This window comes from Paenibacillus sp. MABNR03 (assembly GCF_050455445.1).
In the GTDB taxonomy this organism is placed as follows: Bacteria; Bacillota; Bacilli; order Paenibacillales; family Paenibacillaceae; genus Paenibacillus; species Paenibacillus xylanilyticus.
The window spans coordinates 1,809,354-1,828,674 of the sequence record NZ_JBCIYR010000001.1; the positions used below are offsets into that span (position 1 = coordinate 1,809,354).

A 19,321-nucleotide genomic window follows, 5' to 3' on the forward strand; every position below is an offset into this window, starting at 1 on the left:
CTATCCCAAGATTGGAGAATCCTATGAATACGATCTTTTATGTCGGTTATGATGCCGCTCATCCTGCTGATTTCATTTATGACATACCGGAAGGTCATGACTTCTGGTTGCTTATTCTTACACAGACTCCGGCAGAATTCTGGGTGAATGGCGAAATAAAAGCGTATCCGGCCAATTGTGCCGTCCTATACCCGCCTTATCAGAAAATCATGTATCGTGCGTGCTCTGATCAATACGTAAATGACTGGGTGCGATTTCTTTCCGATGAAGCGTATGTACTGGAGACAGCTCTTCCGCTCGGCACTCCCATTCTTCTTCCGGATCCTGGTTATTGTCATCAGTTGTTCCAATTGATGGCTACCGAAAATTTTCTTCAGTGTGATTACCGTGAGCTCTCCATTGATTATTTGTTTCGAATTATGTTTAACAAGCTTCTCGAAGCCTCTCAGTCCGCCGAAAACAAGCCTCATTATCAGGATCTTTTGAATTTGCGCAAAGCCATTAACCACAACCCGGGACAAGAATGGAGCGTTGCTGTCATGGCCGATTGTGTCCATCTTAGTCCGGGCTATCTGCAAACGATATATAAAACTACATTTGGCATCTCCTGCATGGAAGATGTCATTCAATCCAGAATTCGTCTGGCCAAAGAAAGACTGATTCATGGCCAGTCCAGAATTTCAGACATCAGTGAACTTTGCGGTTATCGGAATGTCGAGCATTTCTCCAGGCAATTCAGACAAGTGGTTGGCTGTACACCGCGTGCTTACCGCAAATCCATCACTTCTACGTCTTGATGGTGTCTTGCAAAAATCTGAAATTAAAGTTTGGCATCATATAAAGTCCGTTCTCTTCGTGCCCTTTATGGCCTACCTGCATAAATTAGCTTCATAAGTAACCATGGTGCTGGAGGGCGAAGAATGAATGAAATGTGCGGCAATGCTAAATCGACAGACACCAATCCAAATAAATACGGTTTCTATAGAGACATCTGGGAATGGATAGCCTCCGTTTCCCCCGGCGGCGATGAAATGGTTTCCCCTTTTCATTTTGGCGGAGTCGCCAAATTCGAGGCTCCGAAAACCCCTGAAACGGAGATACATCGTTATTTGATGCCCTACACCCTTCATCCCGAAGGCGGATATGTTGCCTGCATACCGAATGGGCGTGTTTGGGGATCAACAGGTTCTATCCTGACATCGGACGGAAAACTGATTTTCGAACTTTCCCCTGAGTATGATGGACAACAAAACAGAATGCTGACACTGGAAGAACACCCCGCTTTGCATCGAAGGAAGGCTCAAGAGCATCAGCATCTCGAGGGGACAGCGGCCGTTTTAACTTTTTGTGGGAGTCATAATTATTTTCATTGGTTATATGATGTGCTGCCGCGGCTGGGTATGCTTCGGGTTTTAAATATTCCTTTTCAATCACTGGTCATGAATCCGAATCCTCATGGATCTTTTGTGAAAGAAACGTTATGTATGTTTGGCGTATCCGAATCGTCCGTAATTCGTACTGAAGATGATCTGGAAATTCAGGCCGACGGGTTGGTCGTACCTTCCCTCATGATGAATTCCCATTATCCTCCTTGGGCCACAGCTATCCTTCGGACGTTTATGCTACCCGGATGCGATACAACGCTGCATTCTCCTGATCGCATTTTCATTTCTCGGAGCAAAGCCTCTGCCCGACGGATCGCTAACGAGGACGAAGTAATCCGGCATTTGGAGCCGTATGGGTTCACTCCTGTATGTCTAGAGGATTTGACCGTTGCCCAGCAAGTTCAGCTCTTTTCTTCCTCAAAAGCAATTGTTTCACCACATGGAGCCGGGCTGGCCAATCTTGCTTTCTGCATGGAGGGAACCCTTGTCGTCGAAATTTTTCATACCCGGCATGTAGTGCCTACTTACTGGATGATCAGCAACCATAACAAACTTGATTATTATATGATGTATGGGCAGGATGCCGGAACAACACAGGACCGCTTTCCGGGATTGGAGGACTTCTCCGTGGATCTGGATCGGCTGGAGCAAACTCTTCGTTTAGCAGGACTGAAAACACAGCATACATGAGCAGCCGTTCAGGCTATCTGGGCACGAAAAAAAGGAACATACCGGATCACGGGCAGCCTATGCTCGGGATCCAATATGCTCCTTTGAACTCATTGTTCAATTCATTTACTTTAGATGGATTTTGAAGACATCCCCGGCTTCACCACCAAAAACGATAAAACCACCTTTCGGGAGCTGTGTCGATTGTTGATTGGTTGCTACGGAAAAGTGAACCACTTCACCTTTCTCGTTATACACGGCATAACCGCCGTTTCCCGGAGAATCCACCGTTAACGATTTGTTCGCCGAGCTGGAGCCGATGGCATACCACCGGGCTTGCCCGTTGGATGGGATGGTGGTGACTCCTGTTTTCCCGGCAAAGATCGGTGTAATGGCATCCTCTGCGATATATTCCTGACCATCCTGAATCAAAAACTCTGCGCCATTCTTCGAGTAGAGCTGCAAATCGAATGCATCTCTTCCATTCATAACAGGAATCTCGGCGACATTCACTGCGTGGTCTGGATCAACAACTCGGGTACCATTCGCATAACCGTTCTCCGCATCTACGGATAGATTTTTGATCAGCATTGAAGGAAGCAGATAGAAGATCGATGTTATCTTTTCATCCAATGCGTAATACTTCGAGCCATTGCGAGCTGCCCACTTCTCTTTCGTTGCTGTATCGAGCGTGTTATGCTCCAGTTTTTGGAAATCATAGGTGTTCATCACCGTTTGGCCTAAACCGGGTAACGTGATGTTTGCCAGAACTTTAACATACACCTTGTCATTACGTTCTTTCTCGAAACTGACCTTCACACTTCCATCGGGACTCGTAAATTGTCCTTCACCTGTGTACACATAGGTCTGCTCCGGGATAAGTCCTCCCTGCAAAGCAGGCAGCTTGATCTCACTGTTTTTAATGTCTATATCCAGCGTTGTACCTACCGTACCATAAAGACCGGAATAGGCAGTCAACTCCGTCGGCATCTTCACTTTGTCGGGTGTTGAGAATTTCTGATCAGGTTGAATCTCTTCAATAATGCCTTGATCCTCAAGAACCTCCAGCAGAACTTTACTGGCAAACATCTGGTTATAGATGGATGACCCGCCAGAAGAAAGAACCGCCATCGAAATATCATGTTCAGGTATGGTGATTAACGATGCATGATACAACATGGTGTCTCCACCCTTGGTAAGTGCAGTAATGCCGTAATCGCTGAACGGTGCCAGCGCAACGGCATCCCATCCGAGACCGTAGTTAAAGGTATTTCTCTCTTCGGATACCCATATTCCTTGACGATATTCATGATTTTGCATGGACTTTGCCGAGGATTCGGACAGAATGTCGGGTCTGTTCCCTATCAACACCTCAGCAAATCGGCTCAATTCCTCTGCAGTCGAGTAGATTCCACCTGTACCGAGGATATTGGCATTTTCGACAGGCAGTTTCGTTTCCATCGTAGGCCAGTATGTTTCAGACAATTGTTCTCTATCAAAAGAATCCAGTGGTGTTTTGGTTGCTTCCAAGTGTAACGGATTGCTGATGAACTTGGCGATATATTCGCTGTAGCTTAATCCGCTCACCCGTTCAACCAATATCTCAAGTAGTTGGAAACCATCATTGCAATAGACGGAATAGGCTCCCGGTTTTGACTTAAGCTTTTCAGACTTCAGTTTGAGTAATAATTCATCATGATTGCGAGTGTCATTATCGTCAAACAACATGCTGTTTCCATAATGTGTGCCATAGAGACCGGAAGAATGGTTCATCAGCATGCGCGGGGTGATTTGAGTGTACCGGTCATCCGCCATCTCAAAGTCTTTAATATACGAAGTGAGGGGCTGATCCAGGTCCACTTTACCGGAATCGACCAGCATCATGGTAGCTGCTGTTACAACCATCTTGCTTACAGAACCTATACCAAACATGCTATCCTTGTCGACTGGTTTCTGGGATGCCTTGTCGTGGAATCCTACACCGTCCGACAAAATGATTTCCCCTTCGTCCATGATGGCATATTGCAGACCTGTAACCCCATAATTTTGCACTATCTGTGCCGCAAGTCGCTCCGCCTGATTCTCGATCGCTCCCATCCTGTTTGCCTCTGCCCTGACATCGGTCATCGGAATGACCACGAGCACTGCCGCACATAACATGCTGATCAGTTTCTTCATTGAATACTTCCTCCCTTATGATGCTGTTTGTATGATTGCTTTCATCATATCCGGGAAGAGGCATATCGAACGAGAATGGACCCTGAATGGAAAAAAACAATCCCCGAACGGTATGTTCAGAGATGGTTTGGATCAAACGGGAGCACGACCATGTTATTGAAGGTACGATGATGATTCTCGATGCTCATATGTCCACCATATTTCTCGCACATTCTCGCTATATTGGTTAGGCCTATTCCATGATACTCCGGATTGGGCTTTTCACTCTTCAAGTGAGTCAATTTTTGCTCCACATGATTCATAATCTGGATAGCGAGTGCAGACGCTGTGGAGTGAATCGAAACCAGGATATATCTGTCTTCCGCATGTCTGACCTGCTTGGAAGCCTCGATGGCGTTATCCAGCATGTTGCCGAGCACTACGCACAGATCGTATCGATCAATGTGAATATGTTGAGAGTGAAGTCCAATTCGGGTGTCGATTTTGATTCCATTTGCCTGCCCCAGGGCGATGGTATTTGTTACAAGAGCATCAATCACGAGATTGCCGGAGTTCACCCGCTGGTACGATCCTTCAATCTTATTCAACGTGAGTTTAATATGATCCCCCGCCGCTTCAAGCTTGTTTTGCTTGATACATTCTTCAATGTACAAAAACTGCTGATTGATATCATGAATGATGCTTTTCACATTTTTGAAACTGTGCACCGTCTTCTCGTAGTTGGCATCCTGATAATCCATCTGACGCTGCAGCTGGGCATTTTCATGAGCGAGTTGGACCTTTTCGACCATACTATCGAATACATAAACAATGAACACATTGAGAAAAAGGGAGCCTAGCACGGAAACGACATAAAATATGTTTTTTTCACTGTACACTGAAGCCACATTGATCTGGTAGATCGTAATGGTAGGTACAATCAGAAACAAGAAGTAATAGCGATAATGTACTGTGAAACTCCTCCGTTTGGCAATAAGGCGGACAATCTGAATGACAATGAACATCATGCTGCAGCCGAGCAGCATCACCTTGGAGAACACCCATTGATGTTCCTCGTTAAAATGATCCAATGAACTATAATCTGTAGAATCCAGTACCCCTATGATATATACCGCAATGAAATTCACCGTTGTGATCAGAACCGCATACAGGACCGTGAAGACAAGTTTGATTTTGAACTCCACTTCATAGGATTGCGCCAGACTGAAGATGAATAACAAAGCAACGACAGAAGAAACGATTGGAGGTAATGATGATGCCAAGTAGAAATAACCCAATACGATAAACAGGACAAAATAGATTGCTCGATGCCTTTTTCGCCTGAACTTGCCAAGTACAGAATCAAAATAAAAATTCACTTGGAACGCCATAAGCAAGGTAACCACGATGACGGACCAGATCACATATGTATCCATATCATTGAATCCTCATAATCATAAATTTGGTGTAAGCATCCTTGACTTCCTTGACTTTTGAACGACCAATAGGCAATTCGGTACCATTTAACATGACCACCTGAGCGCCGGAAAACTTTTGGACATGCAGCAGGTTGATGATAATCGAGCGATGAATTTGCAAAAAACCATGGTCTTTCAAGGCGGCAGCATAACAGGATAAAATGCCTTTGCTCTCATGTGTGTTTTCTTTTGTAACAAAATTCAGTTTGTTTTTGATCGTTAAACTCTTAACGACCTCAATCCAGAAAATATCATCGTATTTCAACAGAATTTCTTCATAGTCTGACTTGATCAGCACATACTTTTTGTCCATCGCTTTAAAGTACTGGCACAGTTTAATCATCTTCTCCTCGAAGATATGGGGCTGGATCGGTTTGATCAAATATTGAAAGGTGACCACATCAAAGCTCTCCACCATATACTCCGGGTAGCTGGTCAGAAACATGATCTGCACATCCATATGCTTCATAGTTCTGATTTGTTTGGCCGTCTGGATTCCGTTCATTCCGCTCATCTCCACATCCATGATCAGAATATGGAACGTATCCCCAACGTTTTTATAATGAGAAACCAGCTGTTCGCCCGAAGCAAATAAGGTAATTTGGAAATCAATATTTGTTTTTAGTGACAAGGAGATCAGCATATTTTTCACTTGTTCTCTTTGTTTCTCCTCGTCATCACAGATTGCTACATTGAACATGAGGGAACATCCGCCTTTCCATTGACATCGACTCTGAATTTCACTCTCGAATATACTATTTTATCACAGGTTTCGGAGCTGAATTTGGGTGAAATGCACTATTCAGGCCCTGAAGTGCACTTGGCGGATGGAATCGGTAAAATGCTGGGAAGCTGGTCTTACTTGAGAACGTTTACTTGTGGTAGTATAGAATAGATTTGCTCTTATCATAAAAATTGGAATTTGTAGTGGTTTGAATTCATACAGCAATACCAATACTAATGTCTTTTAAGAATTCGCTATGGGTTTCTCATTCTTTCTGTACATATGGTTTAACAAGTTATTGCATGAATAACGTCCAAATAGAAAGGTAACTGGCGATGATATTCATTAACAAAAAAACAATCGATAAGCTGACTGAATCCCATAGGGAATCTAACATGCATATCTGCTACTCAACTCCCCAAAGTTTCTCGGCTCGTACAAGTCGGGCCATATTACTCGTAAATGAGGATCGGATGATTATCCTTTTTCTCAATCTGTTTTCTTCCAAAGTCGTACACAAAGTTGAATTTGAAGTATCTGATTTAGAAGAACAAAAGTATCGTTCTGGAACTCTGCTTTCCGCCATATGGTCATTCAAAGTCAACGGCCAATATTGGAATTTCAGAATAATCAAAAAAATAGTTACTCTTGGCTCGATGCAAAGTGATTTTCTGCACTTCTTACATCAGAATATTATTAAATAATGCCATGACCCCCTCGGCAATACCTCGTTTAGGCAAACATAAAAAAGCGAACAAATGCACCTGCGTGCCCTGTTCGCTCTTCTTGATGCATTCGTAGTGCGTTCCGCGCCTTACTCGCCCAGGCTGTTCCAGAACGTTTGAAACGCTCCATCCTCAACCTCGAGAATACAGATGAACCACCGATCTATACTTAACGGGCAGTGACAGCACGAGTTCGATCAATGCGTGATCTTCAGGGTCCGTTGTAAGGGGATCGACTCCTTCCAGCTTGACCTCCCGTTTACGCCATCCTCTGCCTAATAAGGATTCGTAATGATTGGTGATGACCCGAATCAACCATGCCTTCTGATTTGGTCACATTTTGTTGAATAATTTTAATGTCCAGGCAACGACGTAATCGGTAACCGGAGCAAATTCTCACCCTCGGATCGGAACAAGAAATGGGTTCATGGAAACAAAAAAAGCCGCTAATAGCGACTTTCAATGGGAATGTATCCTTGTTACCTTATCGTATTTTCACTCAATTTGATTGGGGATCACCTACCTGAAAAACCATTTTTGATTCTCATTTTCATCGCGAAGCTCATTCACCACAAGTTCTGACCCATCCGCGGATATACCGAGTGCGTTTCCGTTATGCATATTTGTGATGTGTATACTCCCATCATCATTTTCAGAAATTAGCCAGCGTTGATTGGCATACCCAAGATATGAGTAGAGCTGGACGCGATTCTGTCCTACATCCCAATCCAATGCCATTCCGCTCAAGGTCCTGATGGAGTAGGAGCCGGAATCATCTCCAGTCGGAACAAGTACCCATTTGAAACCTTCACTTGCATTCTCTGCCCCGCCATCAACCGTTATAACTTCGCCTTCTTCTGATTGAACAGCTTGCATGACAGCGGGATGTCCTGCGTTCCGAATTATCACCGTCTCCAATTCCACTTTTTTCGTATTGTTCACGTTCACATTCTGAAAGGAAGCACTCCCACCAAAAACATGAACACCAAAATGTCCTTCAGCAAATGTTCCATCCTTAAGATCCATTATTCGCTTGCCATCCAAAACAACCTGGATCCGAGGACCATCCGCCTGAATCTTGATGTGATACGTTTGATCCTTACCTATGAATCTCGGAATCTGGGTAAGGACCTGCCGAGTTTCGAATTTCCCGTTCACTTTGTAAAAAAGTCGGACAGATTTCAGATTAGGATCAATGTTCAAGTAGTAACCACTTCGTCCATCCTCGCTCGCACGGAATACAATGGACCCCGCTCCACTCTGTGCACCTAGCGTTAGATCAGCTTCATATTGAAAATCGCCCGCCGTTTCCTGTGCGATATACTGTGAATCTCCACTAGAGCTCCCCTGTATACCTTGTTCGGAAACAAACCATTGGGCAGTTGATTTATCCGATTTCCAGCCAGACAAGTTGGTTTGGAATATGCCGCTGGATACCGTAATCGGTATTTTGGCAGAAGCTTTGCCGTTTGCCGTTGATACCGTTACGATAGCCTCACCTCCACCCACGGCTCGAACCGTCGCTTCCGTCTTTTCAGAATGAACGATTTGCACCACTTTGGGATTGCTTACTTGCCATTTCAACGGTTGAGCACCTTTTCCCCTTCCGCCCTCAACCGTCGCATACAAGGTTTGAGTCTGCCCTATATTTGCCGTTCTTCTGTGGGTGTCTGCAATGACTTGTGTCTGAGAAGATGTGTTCTCTCTCCAGATGTTATCCAAGGCGTGCACCTTTAAAGAGTTCACCTTTACTTCTCCACCGAGGCTATAGAACGCCATTGCCCTTCCGGCCGGGTCTGGAAAAATGACTTCCGAGAAAACAACCTTACCATCATTGCCGAAGACCTCAACAGAGGATTCATCGACAAATATGCGCAGCTTCACCTTCTGATTTTCCGGTTGTAACGGTGCCTCATGGACCTTGGTGAATAAGTCGGAGAAGGTCACGTCACCCGAAGTGGAGCGATCCACGAACATGTTCTGTGTATCCACTCTGTATCCTACTGTGGTTTGCTGCCCCTCCTTTTGTCGCAGTTGAAAACCAAACTCGGTTACGGAACTGTTAGCTGGAATTTCCACCTCAGCTTCAATCTCATATGCCCCCGCCGTGAGGCCATCAAGCGGATTTTTTGTTTTGGGTCCAACCATCAATTGTTGTGCATTATATAGATCATGCCGCAGCGTCTGGAGTTCAGCAATTGGTGTTTGTACCAACCGCACTCCTTCATCCGTGGTTCGAAGAGAGACTTCTCTCGGAATGGTCAGCTGCCCTTTCCAAGATGAGGTTGGGAATTCAAACGGATAATCCCAATTCGTCATCCATGCAAGCATGACTTTCCGCTGATCGGGCATATTTGCGAAGGACATCGATGCGTAGAACTCCTTGCCAAAGTCCGTTCTCAACACCTGCCCAACCGGATGTTCGTTCAGGAATTTCCCTTCTGCTGTCAGCTCGCCTACAAAGTATTCCGCATCAGATCCTTGGGTTTTCGGATTGGCTCCTGTACTGATCATTAGCACCCACTTCAGCTGATCCGTTCCATCTATAGGCAGCTGCATCAGATCGGGACACTCCCACACACCACCACGCACGTAATCACCATATCCGAAATTATCGGTTAACGTCCAATCAAGCAGATTCGTTGAAGTGAAGAACCGAATGTGATCCCCTCCGGACACGACCATCATCCATCGGTTGTGTTCTTCATCCCGAACGACCTTCGGATCACGGAAATCCCAGCTTCCCGGATCATCACCATTCTTGCCAGGGTTTTCAATAACAATCGGACGATCTTCAGCGTAATGCCAGTTCCGACCTTGATCGGTACTGTAGGCAAGACCGATGCGCTGATTGCCGCCAGGCTTATCCGGGTGATAGGAAGTGTAGTACGCAATCAGACCTTTTCCGCCTGAATCCGTGAACAGACCGGTTGAATTGTTCAAATCAGCAATTGCTGATCCCGACCATATATGACCCTGATCATTCCATGGCAAGGCAATGGGTAACCGCTTCCAATTTATAAGATCAGTACTGACTGCATGAGCCCAGGTGCCTCCATCCTGATGAAACAGATGATATTCTCCTTCGTAATAGACCAGGCCATTCGGATCGCTTGCCGATCCCCGAATCGGAGAATAATGGTACTGGGGTCGATAGTTTTCCTTGTAGTACGCAGACTCTTCCGTCACATAGATATCCTGAAAATAAGCCATACCTTGTTGAACCACAAGACCGACATTTCCATTCGCGTAACTTGTGTCTGTGACCTCAACAGCCGGAGGGGTGTAACCATCCACATAGACCTGAAGCAGGCTGCCCGAGGCTATAACTTCGATGTGATGCCTCGCTCCCGGTTGACTTGGAACCTTGCGATTCGAGCTGGCGAGCACGGTCCCGTCTGCCTTTCGAAGCTGAACTCCTACTTCTGCTCCTTCCCTGATCAGGACTGCTTCATATCCCCTCGTTCCGTCTGTACTCGCCCTGAATAACAGTGCCCCCGAGGAACCCGCATTTGTATTGGACAGTGTTATATTCCCCTCAAACACAAAATCTGCCGCTGTCTTTTCGTATACAATCATTCCGGTGTCCTTGGCATTTCCCTTCCCTCTATAACCTTTCAAATCCGGCTGCCATTCGCCTACGCTGCTTATCGATTTGCCTACATTTCCATTCATGGTACTAACCTGCACATTCTGGAATAAAGCGGACCCATCCCAAACATGGAGCCCCAGCTTCCCTGATGAGTAGGCACTGTCCTTCACATCAATTACCGGATCGTAGCGATTATCCCAAAACACCTGAAGTCTATCCCCGTCCGCTTTCACTTTCAGATGATAGATGCCTCCGGATTCAAGGCTTGCTTTATGTTCGACATATAACGTTCCCGGCTGCCCACTTGCATCTCTTAGACGTATCACACCAGCCTGAGGAACCACTTGCAGCATATATGAAGACCAGCCTGTATCATTAGATCGAAAAATAAGACTTGTATCCGCTTTCATATCCTGAACCATTAAATCAGCTTCATAGATAAAATTATCGGCTCGTGTGGCGGAAATGGCCATCACATTCTCCCCGGCTTCCGAAGCCAGACGGAGTCCTTCGTCTGTATCTTCCAGACTGCCTCTGCCCTGTACTGTCCAATCCGACAAATTCGTTACAGCCTTAGACACTTTGGTTAACGTTTGAACCGCCTCCCCGCGTTGTTTCGCTGATCCCTCGAATGGCTGCTCTTTCCATTGCGTGTCGTCTGTCTCCGTAGTAGATGCTGTGGCATAAGCTTCTGCAGAAGAAAAAACAAGGAAACATGATAATAGAACACAGCCGATGGACCGGATGATAAATTTCATGAGCCTTCCCTCTTTTCGTATAAATGAATAAGCAAAAATCCCACAAAGGACGGTGCATTCTCTTAGCAAAATAAGTGAACATGCATCCGTCCTTTCCGGGACGTTAATGAAGATCAAAAGCTATGAAGCAGACGTGACACGTTCCAGTGCTTCCAAACCCAATGCGAGGGCACCGCATAGTCCTGCATGCTGGCCCAATCCCGGCTGAACAATATATTGATCGATATGATGTGTTAATGGCGCTGCATTCACATAACCATTCAGATTTCGTACAACCCGCTCCCGAATCATCGGAAATAGATGACTTTGCTGCATTACCCCACCGCCCAAGATGACCTTTTGCGGAGAGTGAAGCAGAATGGCCGTCGTGATGGACTCCGCAATGTAAAAGGACTCGATCTCCCACGCGGGATGGTCTGCCGGCAGTTCGCTGCCAGGGCTTTGCCAGCGTGCTTGAATGGCTGGCCCTGCTGCCATCCCCTCCAGGCAATCGCCGTGATACGGACATAATCCGGTAAAATGATCATCCGGGTGCCGCCTCGTCCGCATGTGTCCACCCTCTGGATGCAGCAATCCATGTACACGTTTGCCTCCCGCCACAAGTCCAATTCCAACACCGGTGCCGATCGTATAATACACACAGTTGTCCAGCCCCTGCGCTGCTCCCCAAGTAACTTCTCCAAGGGCCGCTGCATTCACATCCGTATCCCATCCGAAGGGAACCGGGAGTTCACTCTTCAAGGTTTCAATAACATTGCAGTTCCCCCAACCTGGCTTGGGTGTTGTTGTGATAGAGCCATAAGTGGAACTATCCGGTTGCAGATCAATCGGACCAAAGGAGCCGATTCCGATGGCCGCCACTCCCTTATCCCTGAAATACTCGATAACTTTCGAAAGTGTGGTCTCGGGATGCTCGGTTGGAAAGCTGCACCAATCTTCAATTCTACCATGCTCATTGCCTACACCACATACAAACTTTGTTCCTCCCGCTTCTATGGCTCCTATACGCATTTCCCTATCCTCCTAGCGCTCATTCCGATTGACCTTCTGCTTGGACAGGGGATAGTTCATAGATATGAACCGAAGAAAATACCAGATCGCTATGATCCGTATGAACCGAGATTCCCTTGGAACCCGCATCCGGATAGATCAGATCGGTAATCACCGCCTGACCGTCATTAGCAAATACCTCTACGGATGAATGATCCACAAAGATACACAAACGCTGGCTGCCGTCTACTCCTTTTAATTCAGCTGCATGACGACCCAGGAAATGTTCATGGAAATCGGTAATACCTGACCGGCTGCGATCGACGTATACTTCATTCTCGGTAGCGTCCACGCCTATGAGCGTTTCGTTCTCCGCACCACTTCGTAATGCAAATTGAATGGATAGATCAGAAGCCCATTCTGCACGGAGTTCATAATTCACCAACTGCAGTGCCTCAAGCTGTTCGCTCACTTGTTTGACGGAAGCATTCTGTAGGGACAACACCGGCTTGCGGGCTTGTTCCAGCTCGCGCGCAGGACGCTGAACCAGCAGGATTTCTCCGTCCCTTGTCTCCAATGTCAGCTCTCTCGCAATGGTCATCGCGCCGCGATACCCTTCCGTTGGCGTCTGATTGGCATACATCCAGTTACTCATCCAGCCTACAAACAGGCGTCTGCCGTCTTCTGCCGGAATATCAGACCAACTGACCCCTGCGTAGTTATCCCGACCATGATCAACCCAGCGAACAGCATGGGAAGCTTCATCAGGAACAAATGAAATGCCATTAAAATCTCCGGTGAAGTACTGCGTTCTGGAGCCTTCCTTGAAGGCCGGATCTGCACCAATGCTGACGAGCATCACCCATTTCTCCTGACTCGCATCTCCATCAACGGCAAGCGGGAACAGGTCAGGGCACTCCCAGACGCCATCATGCGAACCGATTCCTGCGCCGAACTCACTGCCAAGTGTCCAATCCTTCAGATTGGGTGAATGATACAAACATACCGTTTGACCACAAGCAATAATCATAATCCATTTCGCGGTCTGCTCGTGCCAGAATACTTTGGGATCACGGAAATCCACGAACATTTTATCTTCCAGTACCGGATTGTCCTCGTATTTAATCCATGTTCTGCCGTTATCCTTGCTGTAAGCGAGACTCTGTCGCTGAATCGGATGATCGTTTGGCACTTCCAGATGGTGGGTGAAAATAGCCACCAATCCAGGCTCATCGTCAAAGAATCCGGAAGTATTATTCCAATCCACCACAGCACTGCCAGAGAATATCGTGCCATGTTCATCCGGTGCCAAAGCCACGGGGAGCTCTTCCCAGTTGACCAGATCCCTGGTCACCGCGTGTCCCCAATGCATCGGTCCCCATGTTGTGCCAAACGGATGATGCTGATAGAACAAGTGATACTCGCCTTTGAAAAATACCATGCCATTCGGATCATTGATCCAATTCTTCTTAGGTGTGAAATGATAGATTCCCCGGAAATCGGATGTTGTTATTGTAGACATATTGGTTAACTCCTTTGGATCAAACTGATCATGGGGAGACGCAGCTTTACTCGCATTCTGCGGCTATGAATAGCAGCATCTCCTCAATCCGTTTGTTTATTTGGTATTGCGGTCATATCCCGCTTGTTTAATTTGAAGCCATTCCTGCAGTCCAAGACGATCCAACTCTTTCAAATAAGCATCCCACTCCTGGTCGATCTTTCCGTTCTGATACCATTCCGTGCGCATACGCAGCACATAGGCGAACAGATCAGTTTCAATCGTGGAGAGGCGGTCGAGTTCATCAATGGAGAAGAACACGCTTGGATAGACGTTTTCCGCTTTCATATGCGGAACCATAACTTTGTCAAGGAGCTCCATACGCCATGCCGCGTCTTCCGGTTTGGTCGTGTATTTGTCGTAGTAACTGTCGAGAATTGCGAGCGGTCCTGCAATGCTCGTTTTCTGTCTGAGCTCAACAGGTGCAGCGCCTTCCAGCGGAAGATGCTTCAGCATACCCTTGGCTTCGTCGAATTCAAAAATATTCTGCTGTGTCTCATCGCCGTACGTTCCCCAGTTGTTCTGCACAGATTGGAGCGGATCGTACAGTTGGTCCACCCACTTCGCTGTGGATTCCAGATTTTTATTGCTGCTGGTAATAACCATACGTCCCCGGTCGAGACCGATACCGTTCGTTCTTGTCACATTGACCTCGCCACTCGGTCCAGCAACCGGAGGCAGAACATCATAGGTATCATTCATGCCTGTAATGTTGGCTTTATCCCAAGTGAAATACATGCCATACTTGTTGTCTTTGCCCTTGGCGAGATACGTATTCCAATCCTGCTGGTACGCTTCCACATCCACGAGACCTTCCTGAACCAGTTCGTGAATGTATTTAACCGCTTCCTTATAACCTTCATCAGCTGCCGTGAAGACCACCTTGCCTTCATCGGTCACCACGGTATGATCCCAGTTCTCCCCGAGTCCAAATGCCGCAAAGAGAAATGTCAGATCTTCTCCGCCCGGCTTGTTAATGAAAGACAACGGAATTTCGTCAGCCTTACCATTACCGTTCGGGTCCTGAGTTTTGAATGCAATCAGCACTTCTTTCAGTTCTTCGGTTGTCGTCGGCATTTTTAGTCCGAGCTTGTTCAGCCATTCCACATTGATCCAGGGCAAGTTATCCACTGCCTGAATCCGTTGTTTGCCACTACCAAGTTCCTCAATCCAGGGAAATGAATAAATATGTCCATCCGGAGCCGTGATCATGCTCTTGTATTCGGGAGCTTCCTCCAGCACTTTTTGCAGATTGGGCATGTATTGCTCAATCAGGTCTTCCAGTGGAATGATGGCCCCGTCCTTCGCCAGTTTCAGGAGATCATAATCCCCATAACCTGCGTCAAAAATGGCATCCGGCAAATCACCGCTGGCTACTGCCAGGTTTCTTTTTTCGGCAAACACATCACTCGTATAGTTTTTCCAGTTGATATGCACATTGGTCTTCTCTTCAAGTCTCTTGTAGATCAGCTTCTCGTTCGGATCAGCGGGCGCCAGCGGAGAGCTCTGTGTAATAAAATTCAATGACACTTTGCCATCAGGTGATTGGGCTTCACTCGCTGCACCGCCTCCGCCCCCACCACAGGCCGAGAGCAATAGCATGGCAGACAGCATGGAAACGGATGCTGTGGTAACGGCTTTTCTGGACTTGTTCGCTTTTTTCATGATCATGACCTCCATGGAATTGAGTTGGATCAAACTTGCTGTATATCAGGCCGTTCACTATTTAAGTGAGCCTACCATGACACCTTTTTCAAAATATTTCTGAAAGAACGGATACATAATGATGAGTGGCAGGCTCGAAATGACAATGGCTGAATATTTGATCATTTCCGAGAGCCGTTTCAGTTCCGCCATCGCAAGCTGATCACTGATCATGCCTGGTGCAGCCTGGTTCTGTATCAGAATAGAGCGCAGTACAAGCTGTAACGGGTGGAGATTGGGATTATCCAGATAGATCATGGCATCAAAATAGGAATTCCACTGCCCTACAAACGCGTACAACGCCAGTACAAAAATGATGGGTTTCGACAATGGAATGACGATCTGGAAGAAAATCTTCATCTCGGATGCACCATCCACATTGGCGGCTTCTTTCAATTCTCGCGGTACCCCTTTGAAAAAGGTTCTGGAGAGAATGATGTTCCATACGTTCACTGCACCTGGAATGATAATGGCCCATACCGTATCCAGCATGCCGAGATTACGCACGAGCAGATAGGTGGGAATCAGTCCGCCACCGAAGAACATGGTAATGATAAATATAATCATGAAAAATCCTCGTCCTGCCAGCCTATCATCAGACAATGCATAACCTGCAAATATCGAGACAGTCACCGTCACGAGTGCAAAGGAAACCGAGTACAGCACAGCATTGGCAAAACCTCGAATCATGGCCGGATTCGACAAAATCATCTGGTAACCATCCAAACTCCAATCGGACACATTGAAAGACAGGCCACGGTTCAGCAGCACAGTCGGGTCCATGAATGAGGCGATAACAATGTAAATCAGGGGCACGACCACAACCAGTACAGCACAAGTGAGAAAGATCGCGTTCAGTACGAGGAGCAGACGATCCAGTCCCGTATGTTTGACAACCATGAATAACTCTCCTTTCCTAATAGAGGCCTTCGCCTTCATTCAATTTCTTGACAATCAGATTCACAGTAACCAGCAAAATCACGTTGATAACCGAGTTGAACAATCCCACAGCTGCAGAGTAAGCATAATCTCCAGACTGCAAGCCCACCTTGTAGACATACGTGGCAATGATCTCGGAGGATGGCAGGTTCATGGACGTCTGCATCAGGTAAGCCTTCTCAAATCCAATGGACATGATCCCGCCAGCGGCAAGAATAAATACGATGGCCATAATTGGACGAATCGTCGGAAGGTCAATGTGACGAATACGCTGAATGAGATTCGCTCCATCGAGATTGGCTGCATTGTGAAGTTCCGGATCGACATTGGCCAACGCCGCGACATAAATAATGGAAGCCCATCCCGCTCCGGTCCAGATATCCGACAAAATGTATATCCAGCGGAAATATTCCGGCTCGGACATGAACATGATCGGCTGACCGGTAATCCATGTGGCGAATTGGTTAATCGGCCCTGTCGGTGATAAAAAGATAAACAGCATACCCACAATGACAACAACCGATATGAAGTTTGGTGCATACAGAAACAACTGAATATTTTTCTTCACTCCGGCTTTACGCACCTGATTGAGCATGAGAGCTAGCAAAATGGGTACCGGGAAGCTGAAGATCAATCCAAAAAAACTGAGTTTAAGCGTATTCATAAAAATGACATCAAAATTGGGGGAAGCCAAAAATTTCTCAAAATGCTTCAACCCTACCCATTCACTGCCCATGATGCCTTTGATTGGGCTAAAATCCTTAAATGCAATAATGGCTCCATACATCGGGATGTATTTGAAGACAAGGGTCAGGATCAAAGCTGGTGCGAGTAACAAATACAAGAAGTAATTCTTTTTGAGCTGCTGCATCCTTTGACTGGTCGATGTCCTCTCTTTCAGTGCCCTTCCCGAACTTTTTTGGGTATCCACTGCGTTATCCAACATGTTACCTCCGTTCATCACTGTAAGTTTACAATTGCACCCGGTAAGGGCTTTCAATATTTACAATTGCTCATTTGATAATTTACAATTTAACAGGTAATCTAGGCATTAGTCAATACATTATGTAAAAATAATTGTGCATTTGATTACTTTTTTGTGAGCTTACAGTATAGATCGTCCATATAATTGCGTGTATAAAGTATATCCCTTACCCTTTTCTATGCCTTAAGCCCATAAATCGTAGGGAGATTGTTATTTTCCGGTCATGGCAGAAAGAATACATACATACCAAAGTGGATTGCCTCAATTTGGAAAATGTAAACTAAATTGTGCATTTGTAAAGTCGAGATTGCTATTTGCTTCAATCTATTATACATTTGAGTTAGATAGCTATACGGATGACCATTTGATCATTAGAGGTGAAACACGAGATGGCAAAAGAAAGAGTCACGATTCAGGACATCGCGGATGCTTTAGGCATCTCCAGGAATACGGCTTCCAAGGCATTAAATGATTCTGGCAATATCCCGGACGAGACACGGAATCGTGTAATTAAAAAAGCAATGGAACTCAAATACAAACAGTTCGCTTATATGGAGAGTGAGCATGTCTTACCCAAAACACCAGGGAATATCGCCCTGTTAACAGAAAATCTGCCCAATACTTCACACTTTGGTTCGTTATTGATCAGCGGTTTGGAGAAAAGAATTAGTGCGGAGGGATACAATCTCTCCATCCATATTGTGCGCGAGGTTGATCAGAATTCACTTACACTTCCCAACAATTTTGATTTTTCGAAGGTAGATGGCATCATTTGTATTGAATTATTCAATCTTGAATACACTCAGCTTATTACCAATCTGGGGATCCCCACCATCTTCATCGATTGCGCTTCGAACATATGTTATCCTGATTTCCATGCTGATCTGCTGTTGATGGAGAATGAACATAGCATCTACCAGTTAACCAAAAAATTAATTGAGAGCGGCTACAAAAATATTGGATTTGCCGGGGATTACAATCACTGCAAAAGCTTCAATGAACGTTGGGTAGGATATCAGCGGGCCATGCTGGAATCGGGGCTGCAGGTCGATCTATCCCAATGCATTGTGGAGGATGACCGCCTGTTCTTCTCGAAGCCCGGCTGGTTGAGGGATCGAGTGTCTGAGTTGAAATCGTTACCTGATGCCTATGTCTGCGCCAATGACTTCATCGCGGTTGAACTGATTAAGGCCTTGAAATTGAGAAATGTATCCGTTCCACAGGATGTGGTTGTATGCGGATTCGATAACGCTCCCGAATCACGAATTATTGAACCTCCATTAACGACGGTTCATATATATAGCAACGAGATGGGTATCAAGGCAGCGGAAATGCTGTTATCCCGAATTGACAACCCTGCACAACCTTATCAGGTTTCGCACATCGTGACCAAACCGATCATAAGAGAATCCACACCAACCATTATGCCTGCCAACTCTAATCTGGCTGATGTAATCGTAAAATAAATGAATTGGCGGATAATTCCGACAAGATTTGTATACCACCGTTAAGTTCTCCCTCTAGCGGATGGGTTAATAAAAGAACAAGCGAGCTGTGCGTCAATACGCAAGCTCGCTTGTTCTTTTTTTATCGCTTCACGTGCAGCATCACTGATTCCTTTTCGCCTTCTATTTTATTCCGATAAAAAACCGCT

12 protein-coding genes are annotated in these 19,321 nt (G+C 46.0%); 3 read left to right on the top strand and 9 right to left on the bottom strand.

Annotation, left to right across the window (positions count from 1 at the left end; genetic code table 11):
• Positions 1 to 23 precede the first annotated feature (23 nt).
• Entirely contained in the window at positions 24 to 797 is a 774-nt protein-coding gene (locus AAIH57_RS07565; protein WP_430021145.1) for a helix-turn-helix transcriptional regulator, read from the top strand.
• Positions 798 to 920: 123 nt separating this feature from the next.
• Positions 921 to 2,075 (top strand): glycosyltransferase family 61 protein, encoded by a 1,155-nt coding sequence (locus AAIH57_RS07570; RefSeq protein WP_430021146.1) that lies wholly within the window; start codon positions 921 to 923, stop codon positions 2,073 to 2,075.
• A gap of 105 nt (positions 2,076 to 2,180) precedes the next feature.
• On the opposite strand, the gene AAIH57_RS07575 is transcribed toward AAIH57_RS07570, so the two are convergent.
• The 9 genes from AAIH57_RS07575 to AAIH57_RS07615 all read right to left on the bottom strand — a co-directional run bounded on the left by AAIH57_RS07575 (position 2,181) and on the right by AAIH57_RS07615 (position 17,553).
• Positions 2,181 to 4,232: a serine hydrolase domain-containing protein gene (locus AAIH57_RS07575; protein ID WP_430021147.1), complete on the bottom strand. Its 2,052-nt coding sequence runs from the start codon at positions 4,230 to 4,232 to the stop codon at positions 2,181 to 2,183.
• Positions 4,233 to 4,348: 116 nt separating this feature from the next.
• Complete coding sequence (locus AAIH57_RS07580; protein WP_175398909.1) at positions 4,349 to 5,647, bottom strand: sensor histidine kinase; 1,299 nt, start codon at positions 5,645 to 5,647, stop codon at positions 4,349 to 4,351.
• 1 nt (position 5,648) lies between these two features.
• The gene (locus AAIH57_RS07585) at positions 5,649 to 6,389 is read right to left on the bottom strand and encodes a LytR/AlgR family response regulator transcription factor (RefSeq protein WP_430021148.1); all 741 of its coding nucleotides are present in this window, start codon (positions 6,387 to 6,389) and stop codon (positions 5,649 to 5,651) included.
• Positions 6,390 to 7,657: 1,268 nt separating this feature from the next.
• Complete coding sequence (locus AAIH57_RS07590; RefSeq protein WP_430021149.1) at positions 7,658 to 11,488, bottom strand: GH32 C-terminal domain-containing protein; 3,831 nt, start codon at positions 11,486 to 11,488, stop codon at positions 7,658 to 7,660.
• A 120-nt stretch (positions 11,489 to 11,608) separates the two neighbouring features.
• Entirely contained in the window at positions 11,609 to 12,499 is an 891-nt protein-coding gene (locus tag AAIH57_RS07595; protein ID WP_430021150.1) for an ROK family protein, read from the bottom strand.
• A gap of 19 nt (positions 12,500 to 12,518) precedes the next feature.
• A complete protein-coding gene (locus tag AAIH57_RS07600; RefSeq protein ID WP_430021151.1) occupies positions 12,519 to 14,000 on the bottom strand; it encodes a glycoside hydrolase family 32 protein in 1,482 nt (493 codons plus the stop codon).
• Positions 14,001 to 14,096: 96 nt separating this feature from the next.
• On the bottom strand, positions 14,097 to 15,704 hold the full coding sequence (locus tag AAIH57_RS07605) for an ABC transporter substrate-binding protein (protein ID WP_430021152.1): 1,608 nt from the start codon (positions 15,702 to 15,704) through the stop codon (positions 14,097 to 14,099).
• A 57-nt stretch (positions 15,705 to 15,761) separates the two neighbouring features.
• Positions 15,762 to 16,643: a carbohydrate ABC transporter permease gene (locus AAIH57_RS07610; protein WP_175398915.1), complete on the bottom strand. Its 882-nt coding sequence runs from the start codon at positions 16,641 to 16,643 to the stop codon at positions 15,762 to 15,764.
• A gap of 16 nt (positions 16,644 to 16,659) precedes the next feature.
• Positions 16,660 to 17,553 carry an ABC transporter permease gene (locus tag AAIH57_RS07615; protein ID WP_430021350.1) on the bottom strand — a complete coding sequence of 298 codons (894 nt, stop codon included), beginning with the start codon at positions 17,551 to 17,553 and terminating at the stop codon, positions 16,660 to 16,662.
• Positions 17,554 to 18,056: 503 nt separating this feature from the next.
• Between AAIH57_RS07615 and AAIH57_RS07620 the strand changes: the two genes are divergently transcribed.
• The gene (locus AAIH57_RS07620; protein WP_430021153.1) at positions 18,057 to 19,133 is read left to right on the top strand and encodes a LacI family DNA-binding transcriptional regulator; all 1,077 of its coding nucleotides are present in this window, start codon (positions 18,057 to 18,059) and stop codon (positions 19,131 to 19,133) included.
• Positions 19,134 to 19,321: the final 188 nt, after the last annotated feature.